Below are 24545 nucleotides of genomic sequence, written 5' to 3' on the forward strand. Positions count from 1 at the left end.
GCGGGCCTTGGAAGCTCGGCGGTGGATTTCATGATACGCGCGGCCTGCTGTCACAGCTGCTTGCATATGAACCGTTTTGTCCCTTGTTCGAGGGACAGACGCGCGCGGCGCGTGGCGGAAGAATCCATGCACCTTCACTGCTAGCAGGAGTTGCTCCATGTCTGATTCCTTGAACAGGTTCTTGCGCCGGGCCCTCGTGCTGGCAGGCGTCCTTGCCGGGCTGGCCTGTCCGGCGCTGGCCGCCATTCCGCATGTCGTCATCGGCGACTACCACATGCTGTTGCTCAACGCGGACGGCAGCGTCACCTCCTGGGGGCGCGGGGACTCGGGGCAATTGGGCCGTGGCCAGGCCGACCGCAGCAACCCCGCGCCCGCGAAGATCGCATCGCTGGGCACGGAGGTGGTGGCCCTGACCGCCGGGGGACAACTGTCCGCAGCCGTGAAGCGCGACGGCAGCGTCTGGGTCTGGGGCAATGTCTCCGACGGGCTGATCGGCTCCAACACCTCGGGCGGGCAGTTCCGCTACGAGCCCGTCCAGGTGCCCGGGCTGTCGGGCATCGTCTCGGTGCTCGCCGCCACCAACGGCTATTCGCTCTATGCCACGGACAGCAATGGCCAGATCTGGGCCTGGGGTTACGACAATGGCTACGGCAACCTGGGCCTGGGCCCCGGTGGGCCGCAGCAGCGGGGCCAGCCGCAGCCCGTTGCCGGCGCCACCGGCATCGTGCAGCTGGCGGTGACAGGCACGCAAATGATCGGCCGCCGCCAGGACGGCAGCCTGATCGGCTGGGGCAGCAACGCCGTGCGCGACAACCCCATCCAGGCGGTGGCGGCCGCCACGGATCCCCTGGGCGTGACGGCGCTCAAGCCCACGGGTCTGGCCTTCATTGACGCGACGGCCACGGGCAACGCGGCCGGTCTGTACTACGGCATCAAGAACGGCCAGGCGCTGGCCTGGGGCGACACCAACAGCGGCATGCTGACCTGCGGCCAGGAGAACGCGCAGACGGCGGCCCAGCCCTACACCATCAAGAACCTGGCCAACCTGCGCCAGATCGCTGCAGGCGGGGGCTCCGCGCTGTTCGTCGACGGGGCCGGCAGCGTGTTTGCCTGCGGCCAGGGCAGCAATGGCCTGCTGGGCGACGGCACGACGGCCTCCACCAAGTGGGATTCGGTGCCGGCCAACGCCAAGGCGGGCCCGGTGCGGGTGCAGGGCCTGCCCGGCCCGGTGTCGTACGTCTTCACGGGCGCCTTCGCTGCGGCGGCGCTCATGCCCGATGGCGCGGTCTACACCTGGGGCCGCACCGACGGAGGTGTGCTGGGCAACGGGGTCACCACCTCCAACGGCGTCGTGAGCACGCCCACGCGCATCGCGCTCAACGCCGGGGTGGACAACAGCAGCAACCCTGGCAACACCGGCAATCCAGGGACTCCGGGAACCGGTGGCCCTGGCACCGGCACGCCCGCGCCGGGCACCGAGCCCGCCTTCAGCACCGCCCAGAGCGGCCCGCTGAACAACCTGACGGCCCGGGCCGGCGTGACCCTGCCTGCGGCGCACGCGGGCCAGCCGGGCGCGATCTTCGTGGTTCTGGCGCTGGCGGATGGCCGCGTGCTCATGCTGGACGGGGCGCAGTCGACCTTCGTGCCCTACAACCCCTTCGCGACCGCTGCGCTGTACGTGGGGGCGCTGCCGGTGTCGGCGCCCATCCTCAACATCAACGGCATGGACCTGAGTGCGCTGGTCGGCAGCAGCATCTTCCTGGGCTATGGCCTCGGGGTGAATTCCCAGGCCGCCGTGAACGAGATGCTGCGCGCGGGGCGCTTCTCCAACGTGCTGACACTGCGCTGAGCGGTCCTGCCTCCACGCGGTCCACGCCTTCGCCCGGATCCGTGCGGGCGGGCGTGGACCGCTTGCGTCGGGAGGCCCGTGCAATGCCCTGCCTGGGGTCGGTCATTCAAATCGCCGACAATCCGGGCCATGAACTGGCTCAACGAAGTGAAATGGGATGCGCAGGGCCTGGTGCCCGTGATCGCGCAGGAGCAGGGCACGGGCGACGTGCTGATGTTTGCGTGGATGAACCGCGAGGCGCTGGAAAAGACCGCAGAACTCGGCCGCGCCGTGTACTTCAGCCGCTCGCGTGGCAAGCTGTGGTTCAAGGGCGAGGAGTCGGGCCACGTGCAGACGGTGCACGAGATCCGCCTGGACTGCGACAACGACGTGGTGCTGCTCAAGGTGACCCAGTTGGGCCACGAGCCCGGCATCGCCTGCCACACGGGCCGACACAGCTGTTTCTTCAGCGTGCTCAGCGACGGTGCATGGAAAGCCGTCGATCCGGTCTTGAAAGACCCCGAATCCATCTACAAGTAACAAGACCATGAGTTCCAATGACTCCCTGGCGCGCCTGGCGGCCGTCATCGAAAGCCGCAAACCCGCCAACGGGGGCGACCCCGAGAAGAGCTACGTCTCGCGCCTGCTGCACAAGGGGCCTGATGCCTTTCTCAAGAAGATCGGCGAAGAGGCCACCGAGGTGGTCATGGCCGCCAAGGACGTGGACCATGGGGCCCATGCCAGCAAGCTGGTCTACGAGGTGGCCGACCTGTGGTTCCACTCCATGATCGCGCTGGCCCACTATGGCCTGACGCCCGCCGACGTGATCGCCGAGCTGGAGCGCCGCGAGGGTACCAGCGGCATCGAGGAGAAAGCCCTGCGCAAGGCCGTTGCGCGTGCAGCCCACGAAGAAGGATCCCCATGAGCGACATCATCGACGTGCGAACCAATGACCAGAAGGCCGGAAGCCTCAAGAACATCGGCTGGATCAGCTATGCGCTGCACCTGATCGTGGCCCTGGGCGCCGTGTTGCCGGGCACGCAGGCCAGCGCGTTGCTGCTGGTGATCGCCCTGGTGCTCGACCTGGTCAAGCGCGGCGATGCCCAGGGCACCTGGCAGGAGAACCATTTTTCCTGGCGCATCCGCTCCGTCCTCTGGGCCGGCGCGCTGTACGCGGTGACTGCGCCGCTGTGGCTGCTGTTCCTGCTGCCCGGCTGGATCGCCTGGGGCATCATCTCGCTGTGGTTCCTGTACCGCATCGTGCGCGGCATGCTGGCCATGAGCAAGAACCAGGCGGTGGATGGCTGAACCGCCTGCGCTGCGGCGCCTGAACCTGGCGTTGCAGGGCGGGGGCTCGCACGGCGCGCTGACCTGGGGCGTGCTCGATGCCTTGCTGGAAGACGGGCGCTGGCAGATCGACGGCATCAGCGGTACCAGCGCCGGCGCGATGAACGCCGTGGCCCTGGCCCATGGCTTTGCCCAGGCGGCGCAGGCCCACAAGGACCCCGAGGAAGCGCGCCTTGCTGGCTGCGCCCTGGCACGCGAGTCGCTCACCCGGCTGTGGGAGGGCGTGGGGTCTCTGGGCAGCCTGACCTGGGGCACGCCGCTGTCGGCAGCCAACCCGCTGGTGGGCATGATGGCCCAGTGGCTATCGCCCTACCAGACCAACCCGCTCGGGTTCAATCCCTTGCGCCAATTACTGGAGCGCGAGGTGGATTTTGGCCTGCTGTGCTCGGCCCGTTCCAGCATCGAGAGCGTGGTGCCGCAGGTGTTCGTGTGCGCGACCAACGTGCGCACGGGGCGCGGTGAGATCTTCTCGGGCCCGCGGCTGAGTGCCGACGCCGTGATGGCCTCGGCCTGCTTGCCCATGGTGTTCAAGGCGGTGGAGATCGATGGCGAGCACTACTGGGACGGTGGATATTCGGGCAACCCGGCGCTGCACCCGCTGATCTACCAGACCCAAACCTCGGACATCCTGCTGGTGCAGATCAACCCGATCGAGCACCTCTCCGTACCCGACAGCGCGCATGAAATTGTGGAGCGCATGAACGAGGTCACCTTCAACGCCAGCCTGCTGGCCGAGCTGCGCGCCATCGAGTTCGTGCGCCGGCTGCTGGCCGAGGGCAAGCTCGACGCGCGCCGCTACAAGAACGTGCTGATGCACCGCATCGACGGGGGCGCGGTGCTCGCACCCTTGGGTGCGGACAGCAAGGCACGTGCCGACACCGCCTTCGTGCGCCAGCTGTTCGAGCTGGGGCGCCAGGCGGGTAAAAGCTGGATGAAGGCCCACCGCAAGGACGTGGGCGTGCGCCCGAGCATCAAGATCGCAGACAATGCGTGAATGTGCCGCCTGGCAACGACAACACCGCCTTTTTTCTCACCATGCACGATCCGAACTGCCTTTTCTGCAAAATCATCGCGGGCCAGATTCCATCGAAGAAGGTCCATGAAGACGATGACATGTTCGTCTTCCATGACATCCATCCGTGGGCCCCGGTGCACTTCCTGATGGTGCCCAAGGTGCATATCCCTTCCATGGCCCAGGTCACCGAGGCGGATGCCGGGGTGCTGGGGCGCATGATGGCGCTGGCGCCGAAGCTGGCCCAGGAGCAGGGCTGCAACCCCTACCCGGAAGGCGGCTTTCGCATCGTGGTAAACACGGGGCTTGAAGGCGGCCAGGAAATCCACCACCTGCACATCCACGTGATGGGCGGTCCCCGTCCTTGGCTCAAAGGCTGACCCTGGCTGACGTCCGGGGCCGATAGACCCCTGGTTCGCGACAGGGGGTGTGAACTCCGGTCACGGCCGGGGTCTAAAATGATTGCAATTCGTTAGGAGATATTCCATGGGCTCTTTTTCCATCTGGCACTGGCTGATCGTGCTGCTGATCGTCGTCATGGTGTTCGGCACCAAGAAGCTCAAGAACATGGGCTCCGACCTCGGAGGCGCCGTCAAGGGCTTCAAGGACGGCATGAAGGACGGTTCCACGGCTGACAGCGGTGCTGTCAATCCCCCCGCTGGCCAGGTGACCAGCAGCCAGGCGGCCGACAAGACCACCATCGATGTCGAAGCCAAGCAAAAGAGCTGACCGCTGAGCGGACACCTGCTTCATGATTGATATTGGCCTGTCCAAGATGGCGCTGATCGGCGCCGTGGCGCTGATCGTCATCGGCCCCGAAAAGCTGCCGCGCGTGGCCCGCACGGTGGGCACATTGCTGGGCAAGGCGCAGCGCTACGTGGCCGACGTCAAGTCCGAGGTCAACCGGTCCATGGAGCTCGACGAGCTGCGCAAGATGAAGGACACGGTGGAAGGCGCCGCGCGCGACGTGCAGCAGTCCATCCAGACCGGTGCCAGCGAGTTCGAAAAGGACTGGGCTGCAGCGACGGACATGACCACCCCCGAGTCCTTCGAGACTTCGGTGGTGGTGCCCGCCTACAAGAACCCCGGCAAGAACTGGCGCCTCAAGCGTGGCGCCACGCCCCAGTGGTACAAGTCGCGCAGCGGGGTGCGCACCAAGGCGCAGTCCGGCGCGGCGCGCGTCGCCCGGTACCGGCCCCAGAAATTCCATTGACGATGCCGCGCAGCCTTTGGTGCGCGCTGCATGGGCGGCCCCCACGCCCCTGAAAATCCAACATGTCCGAAACTCCCCCCAAAGAAGACGAGCTGGCCGGTACCGAGCAGCCGTTTGTGCAGCACCTGATGGAGCTGCGCGACCGGCTGGTCAAGGCCATCATTGCCATCGCTATCGCGGCGGCAATCCTGTTCTTCTTTCCCGGCCCTGGCGCGCTCTATGACTTCCTGGCGGCGCCCCTGGTGGCCCACCTGCCCAAGGGCGCCACGCTGATCGCCACCTCGGTGATCTCGCCCTTCATGGTGCCGCTCAAGATATTGTTGATGTCGGCCTTCCTGCTGGCGCTGCCCGTCGTGCTGTGGCAGGTCTGGGCCTTCGTGGCGCCGGGCCTGTACTCGCACGAGAAGAAGCTGGTGCTGCCGCTGGTGGTGTCCAGCACGCTGCTGTTCTTCATCGGCGTGGCGTTCTGCTACTACTTCGTGTTCGGGCAGGTGTTTGCCTTCATCCAGAGCTTTGCGCCCAAGAGCATCACGGCCGCGCCTGACATCGAGGCCTACCTGAGCTTCGTGCTCTCGATGTTCCTGGCCTTCGGCATGGCATTCGAGGTGCCTATCGCGGTGGTGGTGCTGGCCCGCATGAACATCGTCAGCGTGGAAAAGCTCAAAAGCTTTCGCGGCTACTTCGTCGTGGGGGCCTTTGTCGTGGCGGCCATCGTGACGCCACCGGACGTGGTCTCGCAGCTCGCGCTGGCCGTGCCCATGTGCATCCTGTACGAGGTGGGCATCTGGGCCGCGCAGATCTTCATCAAGCACACCAAGGCGCCGGAAGATGCCGATGAAGCTGCGTCCTCGTCGTCTTCCTGATCAGAAAACCGACCTGCAGCCTCAGGGCGAAAAAAGCAACTGCCGCTCGAAGCGCCAGTTGCTTTTTTCATGGGGCCGCCAGCGAAAGGCGCCTTCAGAAAACGGCATTCAGGATTTGCCAGGCCAGGGGGTTGCGGCCCCCTGGGCGCACGAAGCGCCTCAGGGGCTTATCTCTTCACGTTGCGCTGCGGCCGGGGGCGCACGCCCGGGGTGATGTTCAGTTCCACCAGGGCATCGGCGCGCTTCACGTTGAAGGGGGCGGCCGCTCCGGGCTTGAGGGCCGCCACGGCGGTGAGCAGTTCGGAGACATTGCCCACGTTCTTGCCATCCACCTTGACGATCACGTCGCCAGGGCGCATGCCGGCCTGGGCGGCGGGGCCGTCCTGCAGCACGCCGGTGATGATGACGCCCTCGGAGGCCTTCACGCCAAAGGTCTCGGCCAGCTCGGGCGAGAGCTCGTTGGGCTCCACGCCGATCCAGCCGCGCGTGACCTGGCCGTCCTTGACGATGCCGTCCAGCACCAGGCGCGCGGTGGAGACCGGGATGGCAAAGCCAATGCCCATGCTGCCGCCCGAGCGGGAGTAGATGGCAGTGTTGATGCCCATGAGGTTGCCATTGACGTCCACCAGGGCCCCACCGGAGTTGCCGGGGTTGATGGCCGCGTCGGTCTGGATGAAGTTCTCGAAGGTGTTGATCCCGAGCTGGGTGCGACCCAGGGCGCTGACGATGCCGCTGGTCACCGTCTGGCCCACGCCGAAGGGGTTGCCGATGGCCAGCACCTGGTCGCCAACGTCCAGGGCGTCCGAGTTGCCCAGCACGATCACGGGCAGCTTGTCGAGCTCGATCCTGAGGATGGCCAGGTCGGTGTCGGGATCGGTGCCGATCACGCGGGCGCGGGCGCGCCGGCTGTCGGTGAGGGTGACCTCGATCTCGTCGGCGCCTTCCACCACATGGTTGTTGGTGAGGATGTAGCCATCGGGGCTGACGATCACGCCGCTGCCCAGGCCCGCCTGCTGTTGCTGGCTGTTGTTGCCTTGGTCGCCGAAGAAGAACTGGAACCACGGGTCATTGCTGCGCGGGTGGCGCACGGCCTTGCTGGTGTTGATGCTCACCACGGCCGGCGCGGCCTTGCGCGCGGCGCCGCTGAAGCTGCCGGCGGTCGGCTGCTGGCCGGCGGAGGGTGTATTGGCGGGCGCTTCGATCAGCGCGATGCCCGCGCCCGAGCGCACGTTGCCGCGCCCCAGCCAGCCGGGCTGCAGGGTGGCCACGACGAAGTACGCCGCGACGAGCACCGTCACGGTCTGGGAAAACAGCAGCCAGATGCGTTTCATGGAGTGGGAGTCAAGGGGTCAGCAAAGACCGCCATTGTGCGTCATCGCCTGCGAAGCGCCGCCGCGCAGGCCACTCGGCGCCTGGATTTGCGGGCAGGGGAATCGCGGAGCACGCTGACGAAATCCTAGGGAAAACCCTATAATTGTGCACGACTGCCCCTGCTGCCTGTGTTCTCTTGTGGCCCGCTACCCGCCTGGCCACCCGCGACAATCTCCCCTATCCGGAAACTGCCGACGAACGATGGCCTGCGGCACGCCACCGCTGCCGCCGCACCCCGCAGTCCTGTGCACGCATCTTCTGGAGCTTTCCCCTCATGACCTCGATCACCGCGGCGGACGGCGCGTCCGCGTCCGCCAGTCCCTCCCATCGTCCACTGAACCGCAGCGATTACAAGACCCTCGGTCTGTCCGCGCTGGGCGGGACGCTGGAGTTCTACGACTTCGTCGTTTTCGTCTTCTTCGCCAACGTCATCGGCTCGCTGTTCTTTCCGGCCGACATGCCGGAATGGATGCGCCAGCTGCAGACCCTGGGCATCTTCGCCGCCGGCTATCTGGCGCGCCCGCTGGGCGGCATCGTGATCGCCCACTATGGCGACAAGCTGGGCCGCAAGAAGATGTTCACGCTGTCCATCTTCCTGATGTCGGTGCCCACCCTGGTCATCGGCATTCTGCCCACCTACGCCACCATCGGCATCGCTGCGCCGCTGCTGTTGTTGGCCATGCGCGTGCTGCAGGGCGCGGCCATCGGCGGCGAGATGCCCGGCGCCTGGGTGTTCGTGGCCGAACACGCGCCAGCCAGGAACTACGGCTTTGCCATCGGCACGCTGACCTCGGGCATCACCGGCGGTATCTTCCTGGGCTCCATCATGGGCGTGTGGCTCAACACGACCTACAGCCAGGCCGAGGTGCATGACTGGGCCTGGCGCATTCCCTTCATCCTGGGCGGCGTGTTCGGCCTGGTGTCGGTGTACCTGCGCAAATTCCTTGAGGAGACCCCCATCTTCCGCGAGATGCAGGCCCGCAAGGCCGCAGACCGTGAGATGCCGCTCAAGACCATCCTGCGCGACCACCGTGAAGCCTGTGTGCTCGTGGCCCTGATGACCTGGGTGTTGTCCACGGCCGTGGTGGTGGTGGTGCTGTTCACGCCCTCTTACCTGCAGAAGGTGTTCCACATCGTGCCCGCAGCCGCCATGAAGGCCAACGCCGTGGCCACGGTGACGTTGACCATCGGCTGTGTGTTCTGGGGCTGGCTGTCCGACAAGGCCGGCACGCGCACGGCCATGGTGCTGGGGTGGGGTGGCATGACCGCCACTGCCTATCTGTTCTACATGGGCCTGCCGGGCACCGAAGCCTCGCTGGTCGGGTCCTACGCCCTGGTGGGCTTTTTCGTCGGCAGTATCTCGTTGCTGCCCGTGGTGGGCGTGCGCGCCTTCCCTGCGCCCGTGCGCTTCACCGGCCTTTCCTTTGCCTACAACATGGCCTATGCCGTGTTCGGCGGTCTCACACCCATGCTGGTCGCCACCTGGCAGCAGGCGGATGTGCTGGCACCGGCCCACTACGTGGCCGCCATGGGGGTGCTGGGCGCGGCCATCGGCCTGTTCTGGCCCCTGGCTGCCAAGGGGTGGCAGCCCGCCAAGGCCTGAAGGCCTGACACGCGGCGCTGCCCTTGGGCACAATCGGGGCATGAGCATTCAGCGACAAGAACTCCTGGCCCTTCTGGATGGGCTGCTGCAGCCCGCGCGCTTCAAGGACTATGGTCCCAATGGCCTGCAGGTCGAGGGCAAGGAAACCATCACCCGCATCGTGAGCGGCGTGACGGCCAGCCGGGCCCTGATCGAGGCGGCCATCGACGCGCGCGCGGACGCGATCTTCGTGCACCACGGCCTGTTCTGGCGTGGGCAGGACGGCCGCGTGGTCGGCTGGATGAAGCAGCGTCTGCAGCTGCTGCTGGCGCACGATATCAACCTCTTTGCGTACCACTTGCCGCTCGATGCCCACCCCGAGCTGGGCAACAACGCGCAACTGGGCCGGGTGCTGGGCCTGGCGGCCGATGCGCGCTTTGGCGAGCAGGAGCTGGGCTGTGTGGCCAGCGCGCAGTTTGCCGATGGCCAGGCCCTGGCCGACCATGTGGCCGGCGCCCTGGGCCGTGCCGTGACCCTGGTCCAGCCTGAAGGAGTCCTGCGGCGGCCCATCCGCCGCGTGGCCTGGTGCACGGGCGGGGCGCAGGGCTATTTCGAGCCGGCCATTGCCGCCGGGGCCGATGCCTTCATCACGGGCGAGATCTCCGAACCCCAGGCCCATCTGGCGCGTGAGACGGGTGTCTGTTTCATTGCGGCGGGGCACCATGCGACGGAGCGCTACGGCGCCCCGGCGGTGGCCGCGCATGTGGCGCAGCAGGCGGGTGTGGAGCATGTCTTCATCGAGGTGGACAACCCCGCATGAGCACCGCCATCGCCATTACCCAGGGCGATCCCTCCGGAATCGGCCCCGAAATCATTGCCAAGGCTTTTCGCGATGCGCCGCACGACCTGTGCGGCTGCTTCGTAGTGGGTGACGTGGCCACGCTGCGCCGTGCTGCGCAATGCATCGAGCGCCCTGGCATGCCGTCCCTGCCGGTGGCGGTAATCGATACACCGGCGCAGGCCCTGCAGGCGCTGGCGCGTTGTGTGCCGGTGTTGCCGTTGCCAGGCCTGCCGGGGCCGCAGCCCTGGGGGCAGATAGGCGCCGAGGCCGGTCGCGCCGCGGCGGACTGCGTGGTGTGGGCGGCGCGTGCTGCGCTGCGCGGCGAAGTGGCGGCGCTGGTGACGGCCCCCCTGCACAAGGAGGCGATGTCGGCCGCCGGTGTGGACTACCCCGGCCATACCGAGCTGTTGCAGGCCGAGTCCGCCCGGCACCAGGGCGTGCCTTTGGCTGCCATGCCGGTGCGCATGATGCTGGCCAGCGACGAACTGCGTACGGTGCTGGTCAGCATCCACGTTTCGCTGCGCGATGCGATCGAGGCCGTGACACCTGCCAACGTGGCGCAGACGCTGCAGATCACCCATGCGGCCCTGCGGCGCACCCTGGGCCGTGCGCCGCGCATCGGCGTGGCGGGGCTCAACCCGCACGCGGGGGAGGGTGGCCTGTTCGGCCGCGAGGAGATGGACTCCATCGCCCCGGCGATTGCCGCAGCCAGGGCGCAGGGCATGGATGTGCATGGCCCCTTCGCGCCCGATACGGTCTTCATGCGCGCGCGCCACGCCCCTCGCCACCCGGGCGAATTCGATGTGGTGGTGGCCATGTACCACGATCAAGGCCTGATCCCGGTGAAGTACCTGGGCGTGGACAAGGGCGTGAACGTGACCCTGGGCCTGCCGCTGGTGCGCACCAGCCCGGACCACGGCACAGCCTTCGACATCGCCGGCCAGGGCATCGCGGATGCCTCCAGTCTGGTGGAGGCCGTGCGCATGGCGCGGCAGCTGGCGCGGTAGTGCCAGGGGCGGTCAGGGCTGACGGTTCTTCAGGCTGTCGCGGATTTCGCGCAGCAGTGCGATGTCTTCGGGCGGTGCGGCGGGCGCAGCGGGTGCGGCCGGGGTTTCGCGCTTCAAGCGGTTGATCTGCTTGATCATCATGAAGATGATGAACGCGAGGATAATGAAGTTCACCGCCACGGTGATGAAGTTGCCGTAGGCGAACACCGGCACCCCGGCCTTTTTCAGGGCGTCGAGCGTCATGGCCGTGCCGGCTGGCACGTTGCCCAGCACGATGAACAGGTTGGAGAAATCGAGCTTGCCAAACACCAGCCCCACCACGGGCAGGATCAGGTCGGACACGACTGAATCCACGATCTTGCCGAAGGCGCCGCCGATGATGACCCCCACGGCAAGGTCGATCACGTTGCCCTTGACCGCAAATTCCCGGAACTCTTGTGCAATGCCCATGGATAACCCCTCTTGATAATAGACAAGAAGCCGAGTATTGCCCAGGTCTGTGCCCTGTCAAGGCGGACTGTCCGCCTGCAATGACCCTTTTCACTCCGCTACAATTCGCGGTTGACCCCAATAGCGATGTACATCGAGGATCCCCATGAGTGACACCCCAATCGACTCCAGCAAGCGGACGTGGCTGATTGCGTCCGGCTGTGCTGGTGCGGTGGGCGGCGTGGCAACCGCCGTTCCTTTCGTGAGTACCTTCCAGCCTTCCGAGCGGGCCAAGGCTGCCGGTGCGGCCGTCGAGGTGGACATCTCCGCGCTCAAGCCCGGAGAAAAAGTCACCGTGGAGTGGCGTGGCAAGCCTGTCTGGATCGTCAAGCGCACGCCGGAGCAGCTCGCCGAACTGCCCAAGCTCGATGGCCAACTGGCGGATCCCAAGTCCGAGCGCAAGCCCTCGGAGCTGACCCCCGAATACGCCCGCAACGAAGGCCGTTCCATCAAGCCCGAAATCCTGGTGGCTGTGGGCATCTGCTCGCACCTGGGGTGCTCGCCGTCGGACAAGTTCCAGACCGGTGCACAGGCCTCGCTGCCCGACGACTGGAAGGGCGGTTTCCTGTGCCCCTGCCACGGCTCCACGTTCGACATGGCGGGCCGTGTCTTCAAGAACAAGCCGGCTCCCGATAACCTGGAAGTGCCTCCCCACATGTACCTGTCGGAGACCCGCCTCCTGATCGGTGAAGACAAGGCTTGAGGGAAATAAAAAATGGCCCACGAATTCAAGGAACTCTCCCCCAACGCCTCGGCAGGCGCGAAGGTCACCAACTGGTTCGAGAACCGGTTTCCGACCGCGTTTGATGCCTACCGCGTGCACATGTCGGAGTACTACGCTCCGAAGAACTTCAACTTCTGGTACATCTTCGGCTCGCTGTCGCTCTTGGTGCTGGTGATCCAGATCGTCACCGGGATCTTCCTGGTGATGCATTACAAGCCCGATGCGGCCAAGGCCTTCGAGTCGGTCGAGTACATCATGCGCGATGTGCCCTGGGGCTGGCTGATCCGCTACATGCACTCCACAGGGGCCTCGGCCTTCTTCGTGGTGGTCTATCTGCACATGTTCCGCGGGCTCATCTACGGCAGCTACCGCAAGCCGCGTGAGCTGGTGTGGGTGTTCGGCTGTGCGATCTTCCTGTGCCTGATGGCCGAGGCCTTCATGGGATACCTGCTGCCATGGGGCCAGATGTCGTACTGGGGCGCCCAGGTGATCGTGAACCTGTTCGCCGCGATTCCTTTTGTCGGCCCCGACCTGGCGCTGCTGATCCGTGGCGACTACGTGGTGGGCGATGCCACGCTGAACCGCTTCTTCAGCTTCCACGTGATCGCGGTGCCGCTGGTGCTGCTGGGCCTGGTGGTCGCCCACTTGCTGGCGCTGCACGATGTGGGCTCGAACAACCCCGACGGCGTGGAGATCAAGGGCCCCAAGGCGCCCAAGGATGCCAATGGCAAGCCGCTGGATGGCGTGCCCTTCCACCCTTACTACACGGTGCATGACATCTTCGGTGTCTGCGTGTTCCTGATGGCCTTCACGGCGGTGATCTTTTTCGCCCCCGAGTTCGGCGGCTACTTCCTCGAATACAACAACTTCATCCCGGCAGATCCGCTGAAGACGCCTGCGCACATTGCGCCGGTCTGGTACTTCACGCCGTTCTACTCGATGCTGCGTGCCATCACCAGCGAGATGATGTATGCGCTGATCCTGTGCGTGGTGGGCGGTGCCGTGCTGGCTTCGGTCAAGCTCAAGCTGCCAAGCTTCATCAAGGCCGGTGCCGTGGTGGCCTCCCTGGTGGTCGCCGCGCTGATGCTGGCCATCGACGCCAAGTTCTGGGGTGTGGTGGTGATGGGCGGTGCCGTGATCATCCTGTTCTTTCTGCCATGGCTGGACTACAGCCCGGTCAAGTCGATCCGCTACCGTCCCGACTGGCACAAGTACCTGTACGGCATCTTCGTGATCAACTTCCTGATCCTGGGTTACCTGGGCGTGCAGCCGCCATCGGCCATCGGTGAGCGCGTGTCGCAGGTCGGTACGCTGTTCTACTTCGGCTTCTTCATCCTGATGCCCGTGTGGAGCCGCCTGGGTACGCCCAAGCCGGTGCCTGACCGTGTGACCTTTGCCGCGCACTGAGCGGGAGACAAGAACAATGAAGAAACTCATTCTCACGCTGATCGCAGCCCTGGGCATTGTTTCGGGTGCGCAGGCCGCAGAAGGCGGCATTGCATGGGACAAGGCGCCCAACAAGACCAATGACCTCGCATCGCTGCAAAACGGTGCCAAGATCTTCGTCAATTACTGCCTGAGCTGCCATTCGGCGGCGTTCATGCGTTACAACCGCCTGCGCGACATCGGCCTGACCGAGCAGGAGATCAAGGACAACCTGTTGTTCGCGACCGACAAGGTCGGCGAGACCATGAAGGCGTCCATCGATCCCAAGCAGGCCAAGGAGTGGTTCGGCGCCAATCCGCCCGACCTGACCGTGATCGCGCGTTCGCGTGCCGGCCATGGCGGCACCGGTGCCGATTACCTGTACACCTTCCTGCGCACTTTCTACCGCGACGAGACCAAGGCCACGGGTTGGAACAACCTGGCTTTCCCGAGCGTCGGCATGCCCCACGTGCTGTGGGAAATGCAGGGCGACCGCCGCCCGGTCTTCGAGGAGCACGAAAGCCATGGCCACAAGACCCAGGTCTTCAAGGGCTGGCAGCAGGTGACCCCTGGAACGGTGACGCCTTTGCAGTTCGAACAGAATATCGGCGATCTCGTGAACTACCTGCAATGGATGGGTGAGCCCGCGCAGAACACACGCATCCGTGTCGGTGTCTGGGTGCTGCTCTTCCTGGGTGTGTTCACGGTCATTGCCTGGAGACTGAACGCGTCGTTCTGGAAAGACGTCAAATAACACGCCAGATCCATATGCCCCACCCCTTTGCCGGGATGGGGCGGGGTCTTTACAGAGTGGGTGCTTTTAGCCCCCACTCTTTTGATTTTTAGGAGCCTCCCACCATGATGGTGCTTTACTCGGGAACGACCTGTCCCTTCTCCCACCGCTGCCGCTTTGTCCTGTTCGAAAAGGGCATGGACTTCGAAATCCGCGATGTGGACCTGTACAACAAGCCCGAAGACATCAGCGTGATGAACCCCTACGGCCAGGTGCCCATCCTGGTCGAGCGCGACCTGATCCTGTACGAGTCGAACATCATCAACGAGTACATCGACGAGCGCTTCCCGCACCCGCAGCTGATGCCCGGCGACCCGGTGGACCGTGCCCGCGTGCGCCTGTTCCTGCTCAACTTCGAGAAGGAACTGTTCGTGCACGTGAACATCCTGGAGTCGCGTGCGACCAAGGGCAACGAGAAGGCGCTGGAAAAGGCGCGGGCCCACATCCGCGACCGCCTGACGCAGCTGGCCCCCGTGTTCCTCAAGAACAAGTACATGCTGGGCGACAACTTCTCCATGCTGGACGTGGCCATTGCCCCGCTGCTGTGGCGCCTGGACTACTATGGCATCGACCTGAGCAAGAATGCCGCCCCGCTGCTCAAGTACGCCGAGCGCATCTTCTCGCGCCCTGCCTACATCGAAGCGCTGACGCCCTCCGAAAAGGTCATGCGCAAGTAATGCGCGTGCGTCCCTAGCCTGTCCCTGATCGCCATTTGCCCATGAATGCCACGGAATCCACGTCCACACGCCCCTACCTGATCCGCGCTCTCTATGAGTGGTGCACGGACAACGGGCTCACGCCCTACGTGGCGGTGCGCGTGGACGATTCCGTGCAGGTGCCGCGCGAGTATGTGAACGATGGCGAGATCGTGCTGAACATCAGTTACGACGCCACCAGCTCGCTGCAACTGGGCAATGACTTCATCGAGTTCAAGGCCCGTTTTGGCGGCAAGCCGCGCGAGATCCTGGTGCCTGTAGGCCGGGTGATCGCGATCTACGCCCGCGAGAACGGGCAGGGCATGGCGTTTCCCCCGCCGGTGGACAACCTGGCGGGCGGTGCCCAGCCACAGATCCTGCCGTCCTCGGCTCCCGCCGAGCTGTCCCAGGTGCCGATGGCCGTGCCGTCGGCGTCGCCTGCGGACGACCGGGTGGTGCATCTGGTGCCAGGGGAGTCCCCAGCCGCCGATGGTGGAGACGGCAACCCGCCGCGTCCTTCGCCCGCTGGCGGTGGCCGCCCCGCGCTCAAGCGGGTGAAATAAGCCAGCGCACACCTTCCCGGTTCATTTTTCGGGTTGTTTTTGCAGGATAAAATCCAGCCTTCGCCGGTTTAGCTCAGTTGGTAGAGCACCCGCCTTGTAAGCGGTAGGTCATCAGTTCGATTCCGATAACCGGCACCATCTTTCGCCTCTTTTTTCGTCCATTCGCTGCACCTGTCAGGCCTATCGCCTGTTTTTCAGGTTTGAACTTTCAGCCGAATGGAGTTAACCTCCCACCCCCGGCTGCGCAAGTGCGCCTGCAATGCAGGCAGCAGTTGCCGGATCTTGGCCGCGGCGGCATTGCTCTTGACCAGCAGGCACCAGGTGGACCCATCGATGGGCCCTGCCTGGACGGACTGGCGCAGGCCGGCAGGTATCAACAATTCAATGGCCTTGAGCCGTTCGCTGGAGTCGCGTGTCAATGCAGTGAGCATGTGCAGCGTGGGAGATTCCGCGCTGGCTTGCTGCAGGGTGACGGCGTGGTGGCGGCGGGTCATGGGGATGCGCCGGTGGGCGTGGAGATGTCGTAGTGCACCTGATTATCACGGACGCCCGTTTGGCGCGCAGCCGCGCCATTCACCTTTCCGGGGTTCGCCTTCTGCTGGCGGGCCTGGTTCTTTCCCTCGGACTCATGGTGACGGCCGCCGGCCTGTACCACTGGGTCTTCCTCAAGGGCGCGCGCGAGGGCTGGCCGGTGTTCGGCGCCCTGGTGCGCCTGGTGGTGAAGGATGAATTCGCCGAGCGCGACCGCTTCATGCGCGCCAACCTGGATGCCATGGCGCGGCGGGTCGGCGAAATGCAGGCGCGCATGGTGCAACTGGAGTCCCTGGGTGAGCGCGTGCTGGGCCTGGCAGGCATGCCGGCCACCGAGTTGCGCAGCGACGGGCGTGGCGGTGCGCTGGTGAGCGCCCACAACCTGAGCATGGAAGAGCTGCAGGCCACGCTCGATGACCTGGAGCGCCTGACCAACCAGCGCGTGGACCTGATGACGGTGATGGAGTCGCGCCTGTTCGATCAGCACATCCGCAAGAAGATGGTTCCCACGCATGCGCCTGTGGCCGGCAAAGCGCCGGGGTCGTCCTTTGGCTGGCGCATCGACCCCATTACCGGGCAGTCGGCACTGCACACGGGGCTGGACTTCCAGGCCGATACGGGGACGGCCATCCTGGCCGCTGCCGGGGGTGTGGTCGTGACGCAGGAATACCATCCGGCCTACGGCAACATGATCGAGGTGGACCATGGCAACCAGTTGGTGACGCGCTATGCCCACGCCTCGCGTACCCTGGTGAAACAAGGGGACATCGTGCGGCGTGGCCAGAAGATTGCCGAGGTGGGCACCACCGGGCGTTCCACGGGCCCGCACCTGCACTTTGAAGTGCTGGTGCAAGGGGTTTTCCAGGACCCGCAGAAGTTTCTCAGTGCCGGCAGCGCAGTCGCGGGAGGCCAGGTTGCCACGGCGCAAAGGCCGGGCCTGGTGGCTGCTTCCGGCAGCCCTGCGGCAGGCAGGTAAAATCGCGGGTCCGGCGTTCGCAGCCCACGGTAGTGCAGTCCTTGCAATACCCGGCGGCGGACCCACCTGATCACAATTCATCTTAGGGGTTTCGGTCGCTTTGCGCGCTGATTGCAGCGGGTGAGGCGGTCCTGTTCGCATGGCCACCAACTTCCTTACCAAAATATTCGGCAGCCGCAATGACCGGCTTCTCAAGCAATACCGCAAGACGGTGACTCACATCAATGCGATGGAGCCCGACTACGAGAAGCTGACGGACGAGCAGCTCCGCGCCAAAACGCAGGAGTTCAAGGACCGGGTGGCCAAGGGCGAGTCGCTGGACGACATCCTGCCCGAGGCGTTTGCGGTGGTGCGCGAAGGCTCCAAGCGCATCATGAAGATGCGCCACTTCGACGTGCAACTGCTGGGCGGCATGGCGCTGCACTTCGGCAAGATCGCCGAAATGCGCACCGGTGAAGGCAAGACCCTGACCGCCACGCTGCCGGTGTACCTGAACGCGCTGTCCGACAAGGGCGTTCACGTGGTGACCGTGAACGACTACCTGGCCAACCGCGATGCGCAGTGGATGGGCCGTCTGTACAACTTCCTGGGCCTGTCGGTGGGTATCAACCTGCCCAACATGCCCCGTGAGGAAAAGCAGGCTGCCTACCGCTCGGACATCACCTACGGCACGAACAACGAATACGGCTTCGACTACCTGCGCGACAACATGGTCTACGAGGCCGCAGACCGCGTGCAGCAGGGCCTGAATTTCGCCATCGTCGACGAGGTGGACTCGATCCTGATCGACGAGGCGCGCACGCCCCTGATCATCAGCGGCCAGGCCGAGGACCACACGGCCATGTACATCGCCATGAACAAGGTGGTGCCGCTGCTGATCCGCCAGGAAGGCGAAGCCGATGCCCGCACCGGCGAGGGCGTGACCAAGCCAGGCGACTTCACGCTCGACGAGAAGACCCACCAGGTGTTCCTGACCGAGCAGGGCCACGAGAGCGCCGAGCGCATCCTGGCCAGCCATGGCCTGATTGCCGAAGGCGCCTCGGTGTACGACCCGGCCAACATCACGCTGATGCACCACCTGTACGCAGCACTGCGTGCCAACCACCTGTACCACCGCGACCAGCACTATGTGGTGCAAAACGGTGAGATCGTGATCGTGGACGAGTTCACCGGCCGCCTGATGTCGGGCCGCCGCTGGAGCGAAGGCCTGCACCAGGCCGTGGAAGCCAAGGAAGGCGTGAACATCCAGGCCGAGAACCAGACGCTGGCCTCGATCACCTTCCAGAACTACTTCCGCCTGTACAACAAGCTCGCGGGCATGACCGGTACGGCCGACACCGAAGCCTACGAGTTCCAGGAAATCTACGGCCTTGAAACCACGGTGATCCCGCCGAACCGCCCGAGCCGCCGCGACGACCAGCTCGACCGCGTGTACAAGACCACGCGCGAAAAGTACGAAGCCGCCATCAAGGACATCCGCGAATGCCACGAGCGTGGCCAGCCGGTGCTGGTGGGCACGACGTCGATCGAGAACTCCGAAATCATCGACCAGTTGCTCAACAAGGAAGGCCTGCCGCACCAGGTGCTCAACGCCAAGCAGCATGCCCGTGAGGCCGACATCGTGGCCCAGGCGGGGCGTGCCGGCATGATCACCATCGCCACCAACATGGCAGGGCGCGGTACCGATATCGTGCTGGGCGGCAACATCGAAAAGCTGATCGCCGAGGTCGAAGCCGACGAGTCGCTGGACGCAGCCGGGCGCGAAGCCCGGATCGCCCAGGTGCGCGCCGACTGGTCCGTGGACCATGAGAAGATCAAGGCCCTGGGTGGCCTGCGCATCATCGCCACCGAGCGCCATGAGTCGCGCCGCATCGACAACCAGCTGCGTGGCCGTTCGGGCCGCCAGGGCGACCCAGGTTCCTCGCGCTTTTACCTGAGCCTGGACGATTCGCTGATGCGCATCTTCGCAGGCGACCGCGTCAAGGCCATCATGGACCGACTGAAGATGCCCGATGGCGAGGCCATCGAGGCGGGCATCGTGACCCGCAGCATCGAGTCGGCCCAGCGCAAGGTGGAGGCCCGCAACTTCGACATCCGCAAGCAGCTGCTGGAATACGACGATGTGGCCAACGACCAGCGCAAGGTGATCTACCAGCAGCGCAACGACATCCTCGATGCTTCGGAGCTGTCGGACGTGATTGCCGCCATGCGCGACGATTGCATGACCGACCTGGTGCGCCAGTACGTGCCGGCCGAATCCGTGGAAGAGCAGTGGGACCTCCCCACGCTGCAGAAGGTGCTGGCCGACGAGTGGCAGGTCGATATCGACCTCAAGGCACTGGTGGAAGGCTCAAGCGCCATCACCGACGACGAGATCCTGGAAAAGGTCGTGCAGGCTGCCCAGGCCGCGTTCGACGCCAAGGTGGAGCAGGTCGGCCGCGAGAACTTCACGCAGTTCGAACGCGTGGTGCTGCTGCAGAACTTCGACTCCAACTGGCGCGACCACCTGAGCTCGCTCGATTACCTGCGCCAGGGCATCCACCTGCGCGGCTACGCGCAAAAGCAGCCCAAGCAGGAATACAAGCGCGAAGCTTTCGAGCTGTTCCGCCAGTTGATCGACCAGGTCAAGAACGAAGTCACCAAGGTGCTGATGACCGTGCAGGTGCAGTCGCAGGCCCTGCTGGACCAGGCCGCCCAGGACATGGAAAGCCGTGCTGAAAGCATTGCCAACGTGACCTACACGGCGCCCACCGAAACCGGCGATGTGGAAACCACGTTGGAGCAGCGCCAGGCCGCAGGTGCCCAGGAGTTGCCTTTGCCCGAAGGCATGCGCGTGTCGCGCAACGACCCCTGCCCTTGCGGCAGCGGCAAAAAATACAAGGCATGCCACGGCAAGCTGGCTTGATCTTCTGACGATTGCAACACGGGCTTCGGCCCGTGTTTTCATTGGCGCGCCACGGTTTTCCGCATAATCGGACGCAGTTTTTCACGAAAGAGCCTCCTCCCATGCCTGTCCATCTTCTTGCCCCCGTTGCCGCCGATCTGCATGCGATTGCCGGTGTCCGCATTGGTGTCGCCGAAGCCGGTGTCCGCAAGGCCCACCGCAAGGACCTCACGGTGTTTCTGCTCGACGAAGGCGCCAGCGTGGCGGGCGTGTTCACGCAGAACCGCTTTTGCGCGGCGCCGGTGCAGGTCGGGCGCGAGCACCTGGCCGGCGGGCAGGGCATCCGCGCGATGCTGATCAACACCGGCAATGCCAACGCCGGCACCGGTGCCGACGGTCTTGCGCGTGCGCGTGCCACCTGCGTGGCCATGGCGCGCCAGCTGGACGTGGCGCCCGAACAGGTGCTGCCGTTCTCCACCGGCGTGATCATGGAGTCCTTGCCCGTTGACCGCATCGAGGCCGGCCTGCCCGCTGCCATTGCCGATGCGCAGCCCGACCACTGGGCGCGCGCCGCTGAAGGCATCATGACCACCGACACGCTGCCCAAGGCTTTTTCGGCCCAGGTGCAGATTGCGGGCACGACGGTGTCCATCACCGGCATCAGCAAGGGCGCCGGAATGATCCGCCCGAACATGGCCACCATGCTGGGTTTCATGGCCACGGATGCCTGCGTGCACCCCTCGGTGATGCAGCAGTTGGCGCGCGAGCTGGCTGACGGCTCGTTCAACCGTGTGACCATCGACGGCGACACCTCGACCAACGATTCCTTTGTGGTCGTGGCCACGAACAAGGCGGCGCACGCTCCAATCACCGATCTGGCCAGTGCCGAAGGCAAGGCCCTGCAGGCCGCTATGTTGCATGTGGCGCAGAAGCTGGCCCAGGCCATCGTGCGCGATGGCGAAGGTGCCACCAAGTTCATCACCGTGCGCGTCGAAGGCGGCAAGACCGGCGACGAGTGCCGCAAGGTGGCCTACGCCATCGCCCATTCGCCCCTGGTCAAGACGGCTTTCTTCGCCAGCGACCCGAACCTGGGCCGCATCCTGGCGGCAGTGGGCTACGCCGGCATCGACGACCTGGACCAGACCGGGATCGATCTGTACCTGGACGACGTGCACGTGGCCGTGAAGGGCGGGCGCAACCCGGCCTACCGCGAGGAAGACGGCCAGCGCGTGATGAAGCAAAGCGAGATCACCGTGCGCGTGCTGCTGGGCCGGGGTGATGCGGCCGACACCGTGTGGACCTGCGATTTCAGCCACGAGTACGTGACCATCAACGCGGATTACCGCTCCTGAACACGCGAGCCTCTGGCACATGAACCAAGCACTGGAACACCTGATCGCGCGCGCGGAGCAACTGATCACCCGCATTGAGGCGGCCTTGCCGCAGCCGCTGTCCGCGCCGGACTGGACGGCCTCGATCGCCTGGCGCTACCGCAAGCGCAGCAGCGGCCATGGCACGCTGGAGCCCGTGCGCCATGTGGCGGCCATGGCCCTCACCGAGCTCAAGGAGATCGATGGTCAAAAGAACAAGATCGAGCGCAACACGCGCCAGTTCGTGCAGGGCAAGCCGGCCAACAACGTGCTGCTCACGGGCGCGCGCGGCACGGGCAAGTCCTCGCTGATCAAGGCCTGCCTGAATGCCTACGCGCCACAGGGCCTGCGCCTGATCGAGGTGGACAAGGCCGACCTGACAGACCTGCCCGACATCGTGGACGTGGTCTCGGCACGGCCAGAGAAGTTCATCGTCTTCTGTGACGACCTGAGCTTTGAAGAGGGCGAGCCGGGCTACAAGGCGCTCAAGTCCATCCTCGATGGATCGGTGGCCGCAGCCACGCCGAACGTGCTGATCTATGCCACCAGCAACCGCCGCCACCTGCTGCCCGAGTACATGACCGAGAACCTGACCTACACGCACAGTGAGGACGGCGAGGTACACCCCGGCGAGGTGGTCGAGGAGAAGATCTCGCTGTCGGAACGCTTTGGCCTGTGGGTGAGCTTCTACCCGTTCAGCCAGGACGAGTACCTGGCCATCGTGGCACAGTGGCTCTCGTCGCTGGGCGTGGATGCCCAGGAGATTGCAGCGGCACGCCCCCAGGCCCTGGTGTGGGCGCTGGAGCGGGGCTCGCGCAGCGGCCGCGTGGCCTACCAGTTCGCGCGCGACTACGCGGGGCGCCAGGGTGGCTGAGTCCGTGGCCGGCGAGGCGGGGGTGCGCAAGCACACCGAGGTAGCGGTGGGCATCCTGGTGCGGCCGGATGGCGCGCTGCTGCTGTCCACCCGGCCGCCAGGCAAGCCCTATGCGGGATACTGGGAGTTTCCAGGCGGCAAGCTGGAAGCTGGCGAGACGGTGGAGCAGGCACTGCGGCGCGAGCTGGTCGAGGAGCTGGGCGTGACCATCGGGCCCGCTGAGGTCTGGAAGGTCACCGAGCACGACTACCCGCACGCGCTGGTGCGGCTGCACTGGTGCAAGGTGCACGCATGGACCGGGGAATTCGAGATGCGCGAAGGCCAGGAGATGGCCTGGCAGCAGTTGCCCCTGGAGGTCAGCCCCGTGTTGCCAGGGGCTTACCCGGTGCTGCAATGGCTGTCCGAGGAGCGCGGCCTGGCGTTCGTGGTGCCGGAACTTCCGAAAGCCTGAGGCCAAGGGCCCCGACCCGCAGCTCAGTGCTGTAGCTTGGGGTCGCCGTACTGCGCGTCTGCTGGCGGTGCTTCGGCGGGCATGCGGAAGTCTTCGCTGGCCCAGGCGCCCAGGTCCACCTGCTTGCAGCGTTCGCTGCAGAACGGCCGGTAGGCGTTGGCGGGGCTGTAGATGCTGTCGCCCCCGCAGGTGGGGCAGACAACGATGCGGGCAGTGGTGCTGCCAAGGGGTGTTTTGGGGGCCATGGTGGGCGTCTCCTTCACGCGCACAGGGTCAGTTCAAACGCGGCATCCTCCGCGCAGGAGTGCAGGCGGCCATCGGCCTCCTGGCGCATGAGCCGCACCGAGACGATCAGGCGGTTGCCGCTGATCTCCGGAATGAGCCCCAGCGATGGGTCCATGCGCAAGCGCAGCAACTGGAAGGTGCGACCCTGGGGCAGGTTTTGCTGGAACTGGCCGCGCTCGGCTGCCACCTTCTGCGGCACGCCCGAGTCGCGCAGCAGCTTGAGCAGCACGTAGATGGATTCGGCCATGGGCGCGAGGGTGGAGGCCCATTCCTGCAGGGCGTTCTGGCGGTAGGCCACGTCCCGGTGCTGCCAGGCGTAGTAGGCAGGCAGATCGAACCCGCAGGTTCCGCCTGGAATCCCGACGCGACTGCGGATGCTCATCAGCCAGTCGTTCTCGGTGAGGGCATGGCCTGACTTGCCGTTCTGGGTGTTCAGGGCGGTGAAGCAGTGGTCGAGCTGCGCGATCACGGCGTCCAGCGCCGCCTCGGAGATGGAGGGGTTGCCGCGGTAGCTGTCGAGCTGGTGCTTGTGCTTTTCGATGTCCTTGAGCACGTCCGACTTCAGGTCGGCCCGGGCGGCCACATCCATGATTTCGAAGATCGTGACCAGCGCAAAATGGTGGTCCAGGGCGTGGGAGCGCGGGATCAGTTCGCCGAGCCGGCGAAACAGCTGCTCCAGACGCAGGTACGTTCTGAGGCGCTCGTTGAAAGGGTATTCGTAAAGGATCACGCTGGCGGGTTCCCGGGGCTCTCAGGGGTATTCTGTGGCACCGTTGGCGTGCACTCTGCAGAAACAGGGCGCAACAGGCTGCGCGTGCATCATAGCCCGAACAGCTGCCCCAGCTGCGCGGCCTGGGCCTGCAATTGCGTCAATGTGCAGTGCGGGCCGTTGAACACCACGATATCCGCCGCCGCGCGGCGCACCGGGCGGCTCGCCTGGTGAGAAAGGATGGCCTGCACGGCCTCCCCGGTGAGCCCGCTGCGCTGCACCACGCGCTCGATCTGGGTTTCGGGAGGGCAGTCGATCACGACCACGGCGTCGAGCTGCCGGGCCCAGCGCCCCGACTCCACCAGCAAGGGAATGTCGTGCACGATCAGCCGCCTGCCGTCCTGCAGGGCCTGCCGGGCTTCTTCAGCGCTGCGCTGTGTCACCAGGGGGTGCACGATGGATTCCAGCCGCAACCGCGCATCGCCATCCGAGAAGGCCAGGGCGCGCATGCGGGCCCTGTCGAGCGCTCCGGCCGCATCGACATAGTCGGGGCCAAACGTCTGCCGGATCGCTTCGATGGCCGCACCGCCGGGACCTGTGACGATGCGCGCTATCTGGTCGGCATCGATCAGTGCGGCGCCCAGAGAGGCCAGCAACTGGCCAAAGGTGCTCTTGCCGCTGCCGATGCCCCCGGTCAGGCCGATGCGCATGG

General features: G+C 65.4%; 28 protein-coding genes and 1 tRNA gene. 23 read left to right on the forward strand and 6 right to left on the reverse strand.

The window, feature by feature from the left end:
• Positions 1-157 precede the first annotated feature (157 nt).
• From ACSQ3Y_RS07100 to tatC, 9 genes are all read left to right on the forward strand, one after another.
• Positions 158-1849 carry an RCC1 domain-containing protein gene (locus tag ACSQ3Y_RS07100; protein WP_082604373.1) on the forward strand — a complete coding sequence of 564 codons (1692 nt, stop codon included), beginning with the start codon at positions 158-160 and terminating at the stop codon, positions 1847-1849.
• Positions 1850-1969: 120 nt separating this feature from the next.
• Positions 1970-2368 carry a phosphoribosyl-AMP cyclohydrolase gene (gene hisI, locus ACSQ3Y_RS07105; RefSeq protein WP_428003736.1) on the forward strand — a complete coding sequence of 133 codons (399 nt, stop codon included), beginning with the start codon at positions 1970-1972 and terminating at the stop codon, positions 2366-2368.
• Between the two features lie 7 nt (positions 2369-2375).
• Positions 2376-2753, forward strand: a complete 378-nt coding sequence (locus ACSQ3Y_RS07110; RefSeq protein ID WP_057265158.1) for a phosphoribosyl-ATP diphosphatase — start codon at positions 2376-2378, stop codon at positions 2751-2753.
• Positions 2750-3136, forward strand: coding sequence for a DUF4870 family protein (locus tag ACSQ3Y_RS07115; RefSeq protein WP_436176841.1), 387 nt, complete (start codon positions 2750-2752; stop codon positions 3134-3136). The genes ACSQ3Y_RS07110 and ACSQ3Y_RS07115 overlap by 4 nt, the downstream gene beginning before the upstream one ends.
• Positions 3129-4169 (forward strand): patatin-like phospholipase family protein, encoded by a 1041-nt coding sequence (locus tag ACSQ3Y_RS07120; protein ID WP_436176842.1) that lies wholly within the window; start codon positions 3129-3131, stop codon positions 4167-4169. The genes ACSQ3Y_RS07115 and ACSQ3Y_RS07120 overlap by 8 nt, the downstream gene beginning before the upstream one ends.
• 41 nt (positions 4170-4210) lie before the next feature.
• Positions 4211-4567: a histidine triad nucleotide-binding protein gene (locus ACSQ3Y_RS07125; protein WP_057205242.1), complete on the forward strand. Its 357-nt coding sequence runs from the start codon at positions 4211-4213 to the stop codon at positions 4565-4567.
• 106 nt (positions 4568-4673) lie between these two features.
• Positions 4674-4916 carry a Sec-independent protein translocase subunit TatA gene (gene tatA, locus ACSQ3Y_RS07130; protein ID WP_057205028.1) on the forward strand — a complete coding sequence of 81 codons (243 nt, stop codon included), beginning with the start codon at positions 4674-4676 and terminating at the stop codon, positions 4914-4916.
• Between the two features lie 22 nt (positions 4917-4938).
• The gene (gene tatB / locus ACSQ3Y_RS07135; RefSeq protein ID WP_436176843.1) at positions 4939-5400 is read left to right on the forward strand and encodes a Sec-independent protein translocase protein TatB; all 462 of its coding nucleotides are present in this window, start codon (positions 4939-4941) and stop codon (positions 5398-5400) included.
• Positions 5401-5462: 62 nt separating this feature from the next.
• Positions 5463-6263 (forward strand): twin-arginine translocase subunit TatC, encoded by an 801-nt coding sequence (tatC, locus tag ACSQ3Y_RS07140; protein ID WP_057205022.1) that lies wholly within the window; start codon positions 5463-5465, stop codon positions 6261-6263.
• Positions 6264-6430: 167 nt separating this feature from the next.
• On the opposite strand, the gene ACSQ3Y_RS07145 is transcribed toward tatC, so the two are convergent.
• Positions 6431-7594 (reverse strand): Do family serine endopeptidase, encoded by a 1164-nt coding sequence (locus ACSQ3Y_RS07145; protein WP_436176844.1) that lies wholly within the window; start codon positions 7592-7594, stop codon positions 6431-6433.
• A gap of 314 nt (positions 7595-7908) precedes the next feature.
• Between ACSQ3Y_RS07145 and ACSQ3Y_RS07150 the strand changes: the two genes are divergently transcribed.
• The 3 genes from ACSQ3Y_RS07150 to pdxA are packed head-to-tail and all read left to right on the forward strand — an operon-like array spanning position 7909 to position 11064.
• Entirely contained in the window at positions 7909-9237 is a 1329-nt protein-coding gene (locus ACSQ3Y_RS07150; protein ID WP_428002410.1) for an MFS transporter, read from the forward strand.
• A 40-nt stretch (positions 9238-9277) separates the two neighbouring features.
• Entirely contained in the window at positions 9278-10036 is a 759-nt protein-coding gene (locus tag ACSQ3Y_RS07155; RefSeq protein ID WP_082604372.1) for a Nif3-like dinuclear metal center hexameric protein, read from the forward strand.
• Complete coding sequence (gene pdxA, locus ACSQ3Y_RS07160; protein ID WP_436176845.1) at positions 10033-11064, forward strand: 4-hydroxythreonine-4-phosphate dehydrogenase PdxA; 1032 nt, start codon at positions 10033-10035, stop codon at positions 11062-11064. The genes ACSQ3Y_RS07155 and pdxA overlap by 4 nt, the downstream gene beginning before the upstream one ends.
• Positions 11065-11076: 12 nt before the next feature.
• Here the strand turns inward: pdxA and mscL are convergent, their stop codons facing one another.
• Complete coding sequence (mscL, locus tag ACSQ3Y_RS07165) at positions 11077-11514, reverse strand: large conductance mechanosensitive channel protein MscL (RefSeq protein WP_057205012.1); 438 nt, start codon at positions 11512-11514, stop codon at positions 11077-11079.
• 145 nt (positions 11515-11659) lie between these two features.
• Here mscL and petA point away from each other — a divergent pair, with 145 nt between their 5' ends.
• The 6 genes from petA (at position 11660) to ACSQ3Y_RS07195 (ending at position 15891) form a co-directional block, all read left to right on the forward strand.
• Positions 11660-12256, forward strand: a complete 597-nt coding sequence (gene petA / locus ACSQ3Y_RS07170; RefSeq protein ID WP_057205009.1) for a ubiquinol-cytochrome c reductase iron-sulfur subunit — start codon at positions 11660-11662, stop codon at positions 12254-12256.
• 12 nt (positions 12257-12268) lie between these two features.
• Positions 12269-13684 (forward strand): cytochrome b, encoded by a 1416-nt coding sequence (locus ACSQ3Y_RS07175; protein WP_057205007.1) that lies wholly within the window; start codon positions 12269-12271, stop codon positions 13682-13684.
• A gap of 16 nt (positions 13685-13700) precedes the next feature.
• Entirely contained in the window at positions 13701-14456 is a 756-nt protein-coding gene (locus ACSQ3Y_RS07180) for a cytochrome c1 (protein WP_057205004.1), read from the forward strand.
• A 104-nt stretch (positions 14457-14560) separates the two neighbouring features.
• Positions 14561-15172 (forward strand): glutathione S-transferase N-terminal domain-containing protein, encoded by a 612-nt coding sequence (locus tag ACSQ3Y_RS07185; RefSeq protein ID WP_007854512.1) that lies wholly within the window; start codon positions 14561-14563, stop codon positions 15170-15172.
• Positions 15173-15213: 41 nt separating this feature from the next.
• Positions 15214-15753, forward strand: a complete 540-nt coding sequence (locus ACSQ3Y_RS07190; protein WP_057205238.1) for a ClpXP protease specificity-enhancing factor — start codon at positions 15214-15216, stop codon at positions 15751-15753.
• Positions 15754-15815: 62 nt separating this feature from the next.
• Positions 15816-15891: transfer RNA gene (locus tag ACSQ3Y_RS07195), tRNA-Thr, on the forward strand.
• 56 nt (positions 15892-15947) lie between these two features.
• On the opposite strand, the gene ACSQ3Y_RS07200 is transcribed toward ACSQ3Y_RS07195, so the two are convergent.
• A complete protein-coding gene (locus ACSQ3Y_RS07200; protein ID WP_057205002.1) occupies positions 15948-16247 on the reverse strand; it encodes a hypothetical protein in 300 nt (99 codons plus the stop codon).
• A 32-nt stretch (positions 16248-16279) separates the two neighbouring features.
• On the opposite strand from ACSQ3Y_RS07200, the gene ACSQ3Y_RS07205 reads away from it, so the two are divergent.
• The 5 genes from ACSQ3Y_RS07205 to ACSQ3Y_RS07225 all read left to right on the forward strand — a co-directional run bounded on the left by ACSQ3Y_RS07205 (position 16280) and on the right by ACSQ3Y_RS07225 (position 22839).
• On the forward strand, positions 16280-17260 hold the full coding sequence (locus ACSQ3Y_RS07205) for a M23 family metallopeptidase (RefSeq protein WP_179681915.1): 981 nt from the start codon (positions 16280-16282) through the stop codon (positions 17258-17260).
• 139 nt (positions 17261-17399) lie between these two features.
• Positions 17400-20165: a preprotein translocase subunit SecA gene (secA, locus tag ACSQ3Y_RS07210; RefSeq protein WP_436176846.1), complete on the forward strand. Its 2766-nt coding sequence runs from the start codon at positions 17400-17402 to the stop codon at positions 20163-20165.
• A gap of 101 nt (positions 20166-20266) precedes the next feature.
• Positions 20267-21496: a bifunctional glutamate N-acetyltransferase/amino-acid acetyltransferase ArgJ gene (gene argJ, locus ACSQ3Y_RS07215; RefSeq protein WP_436176847.1), complete on the forward strand. Its 1230-nt coding sequence runs from the start codon at positions 20267-20269 to the stop codon at positions 21494-21496.
• A 19-nt stretch (positions 21497-21515) separates the two neighbouring features.
• A complete protein-coding gene (locus tag ACSQ3Y_RS07220) occupies positions 21516-22388 on the forward strand; it encodes an ATP-binding protein (RefSeq protein ID WP_436176848.1) in 873 nt (290 codons plus the stop codon).
• A complete protein-coding gene (locus ACSQ3Y_RS07225) occupies positions 22381-22839 on the forward strand; it encodes an NUDIX domain-containing protein (RefSeq protein ID WP_436176849.1) in 459 nt (152 codons plus the stop codon). Before ACSQ3Y_RS07220 ends, ACSQ3Y_RS07225 begins: the two co-directional genes overlap by 8 nt.
• Positions 22840-22862: 23 nt before the next feature.
• On the opposite strand, the gene ACSQ3Y_RS07230 is transcribed toward ACSQ3Y_RS07225, so the two are convergent.
• The 3 genes from ACSQ3Y_RS07230 to coaE form a co-directional block, all read right to left on the reverse strand.
• Positions 22863-23084, reverse strand: coding sequence for a DNA gyrase inhibitor YacG (locus tag ACSQ3Y_RS07230; protein WP_057205235.1), 222 nt, complete (start codon positions 23082-23084; stop codon positions 22863-22865).
• Positions 23085-23098: 14 nt separating this feature from the next.
• Positions 23099-23854, reverse strand: coding sequence for a cell division protein ZapD (zapD, locus tag ACSQ3Y_RS07235; protein ID WP_057204989.1), 756 nt, complete (start codon positions 23852-23854; stop codon positions 23099-23101).
• An 89-nt stretch (positions 23855-23943) separates the two neighbouring features.
• Positions 23944-24543: a dephospho-CoA kinase gene (gene coaE, locus ACSQ3Y_RS07240; protein ID WP_436176850.1), complete on the reverse strand. Its 600-nt coding sequence runs from the start codon at positions 24541-24543 to the stop codon at positions 23944-23946.
• Positions 24544-24545 lie beyond the last annotated feature (2 nt).

This window comes from Acidovorax sp. LjRoot66, from assembly GCF_964253305.1.
Lineage (GTDB): Bacteria > Pseudomonadota > Gammaproteobacteria > Burkholderiales > Burkholderiaceae_C > Acidovorax.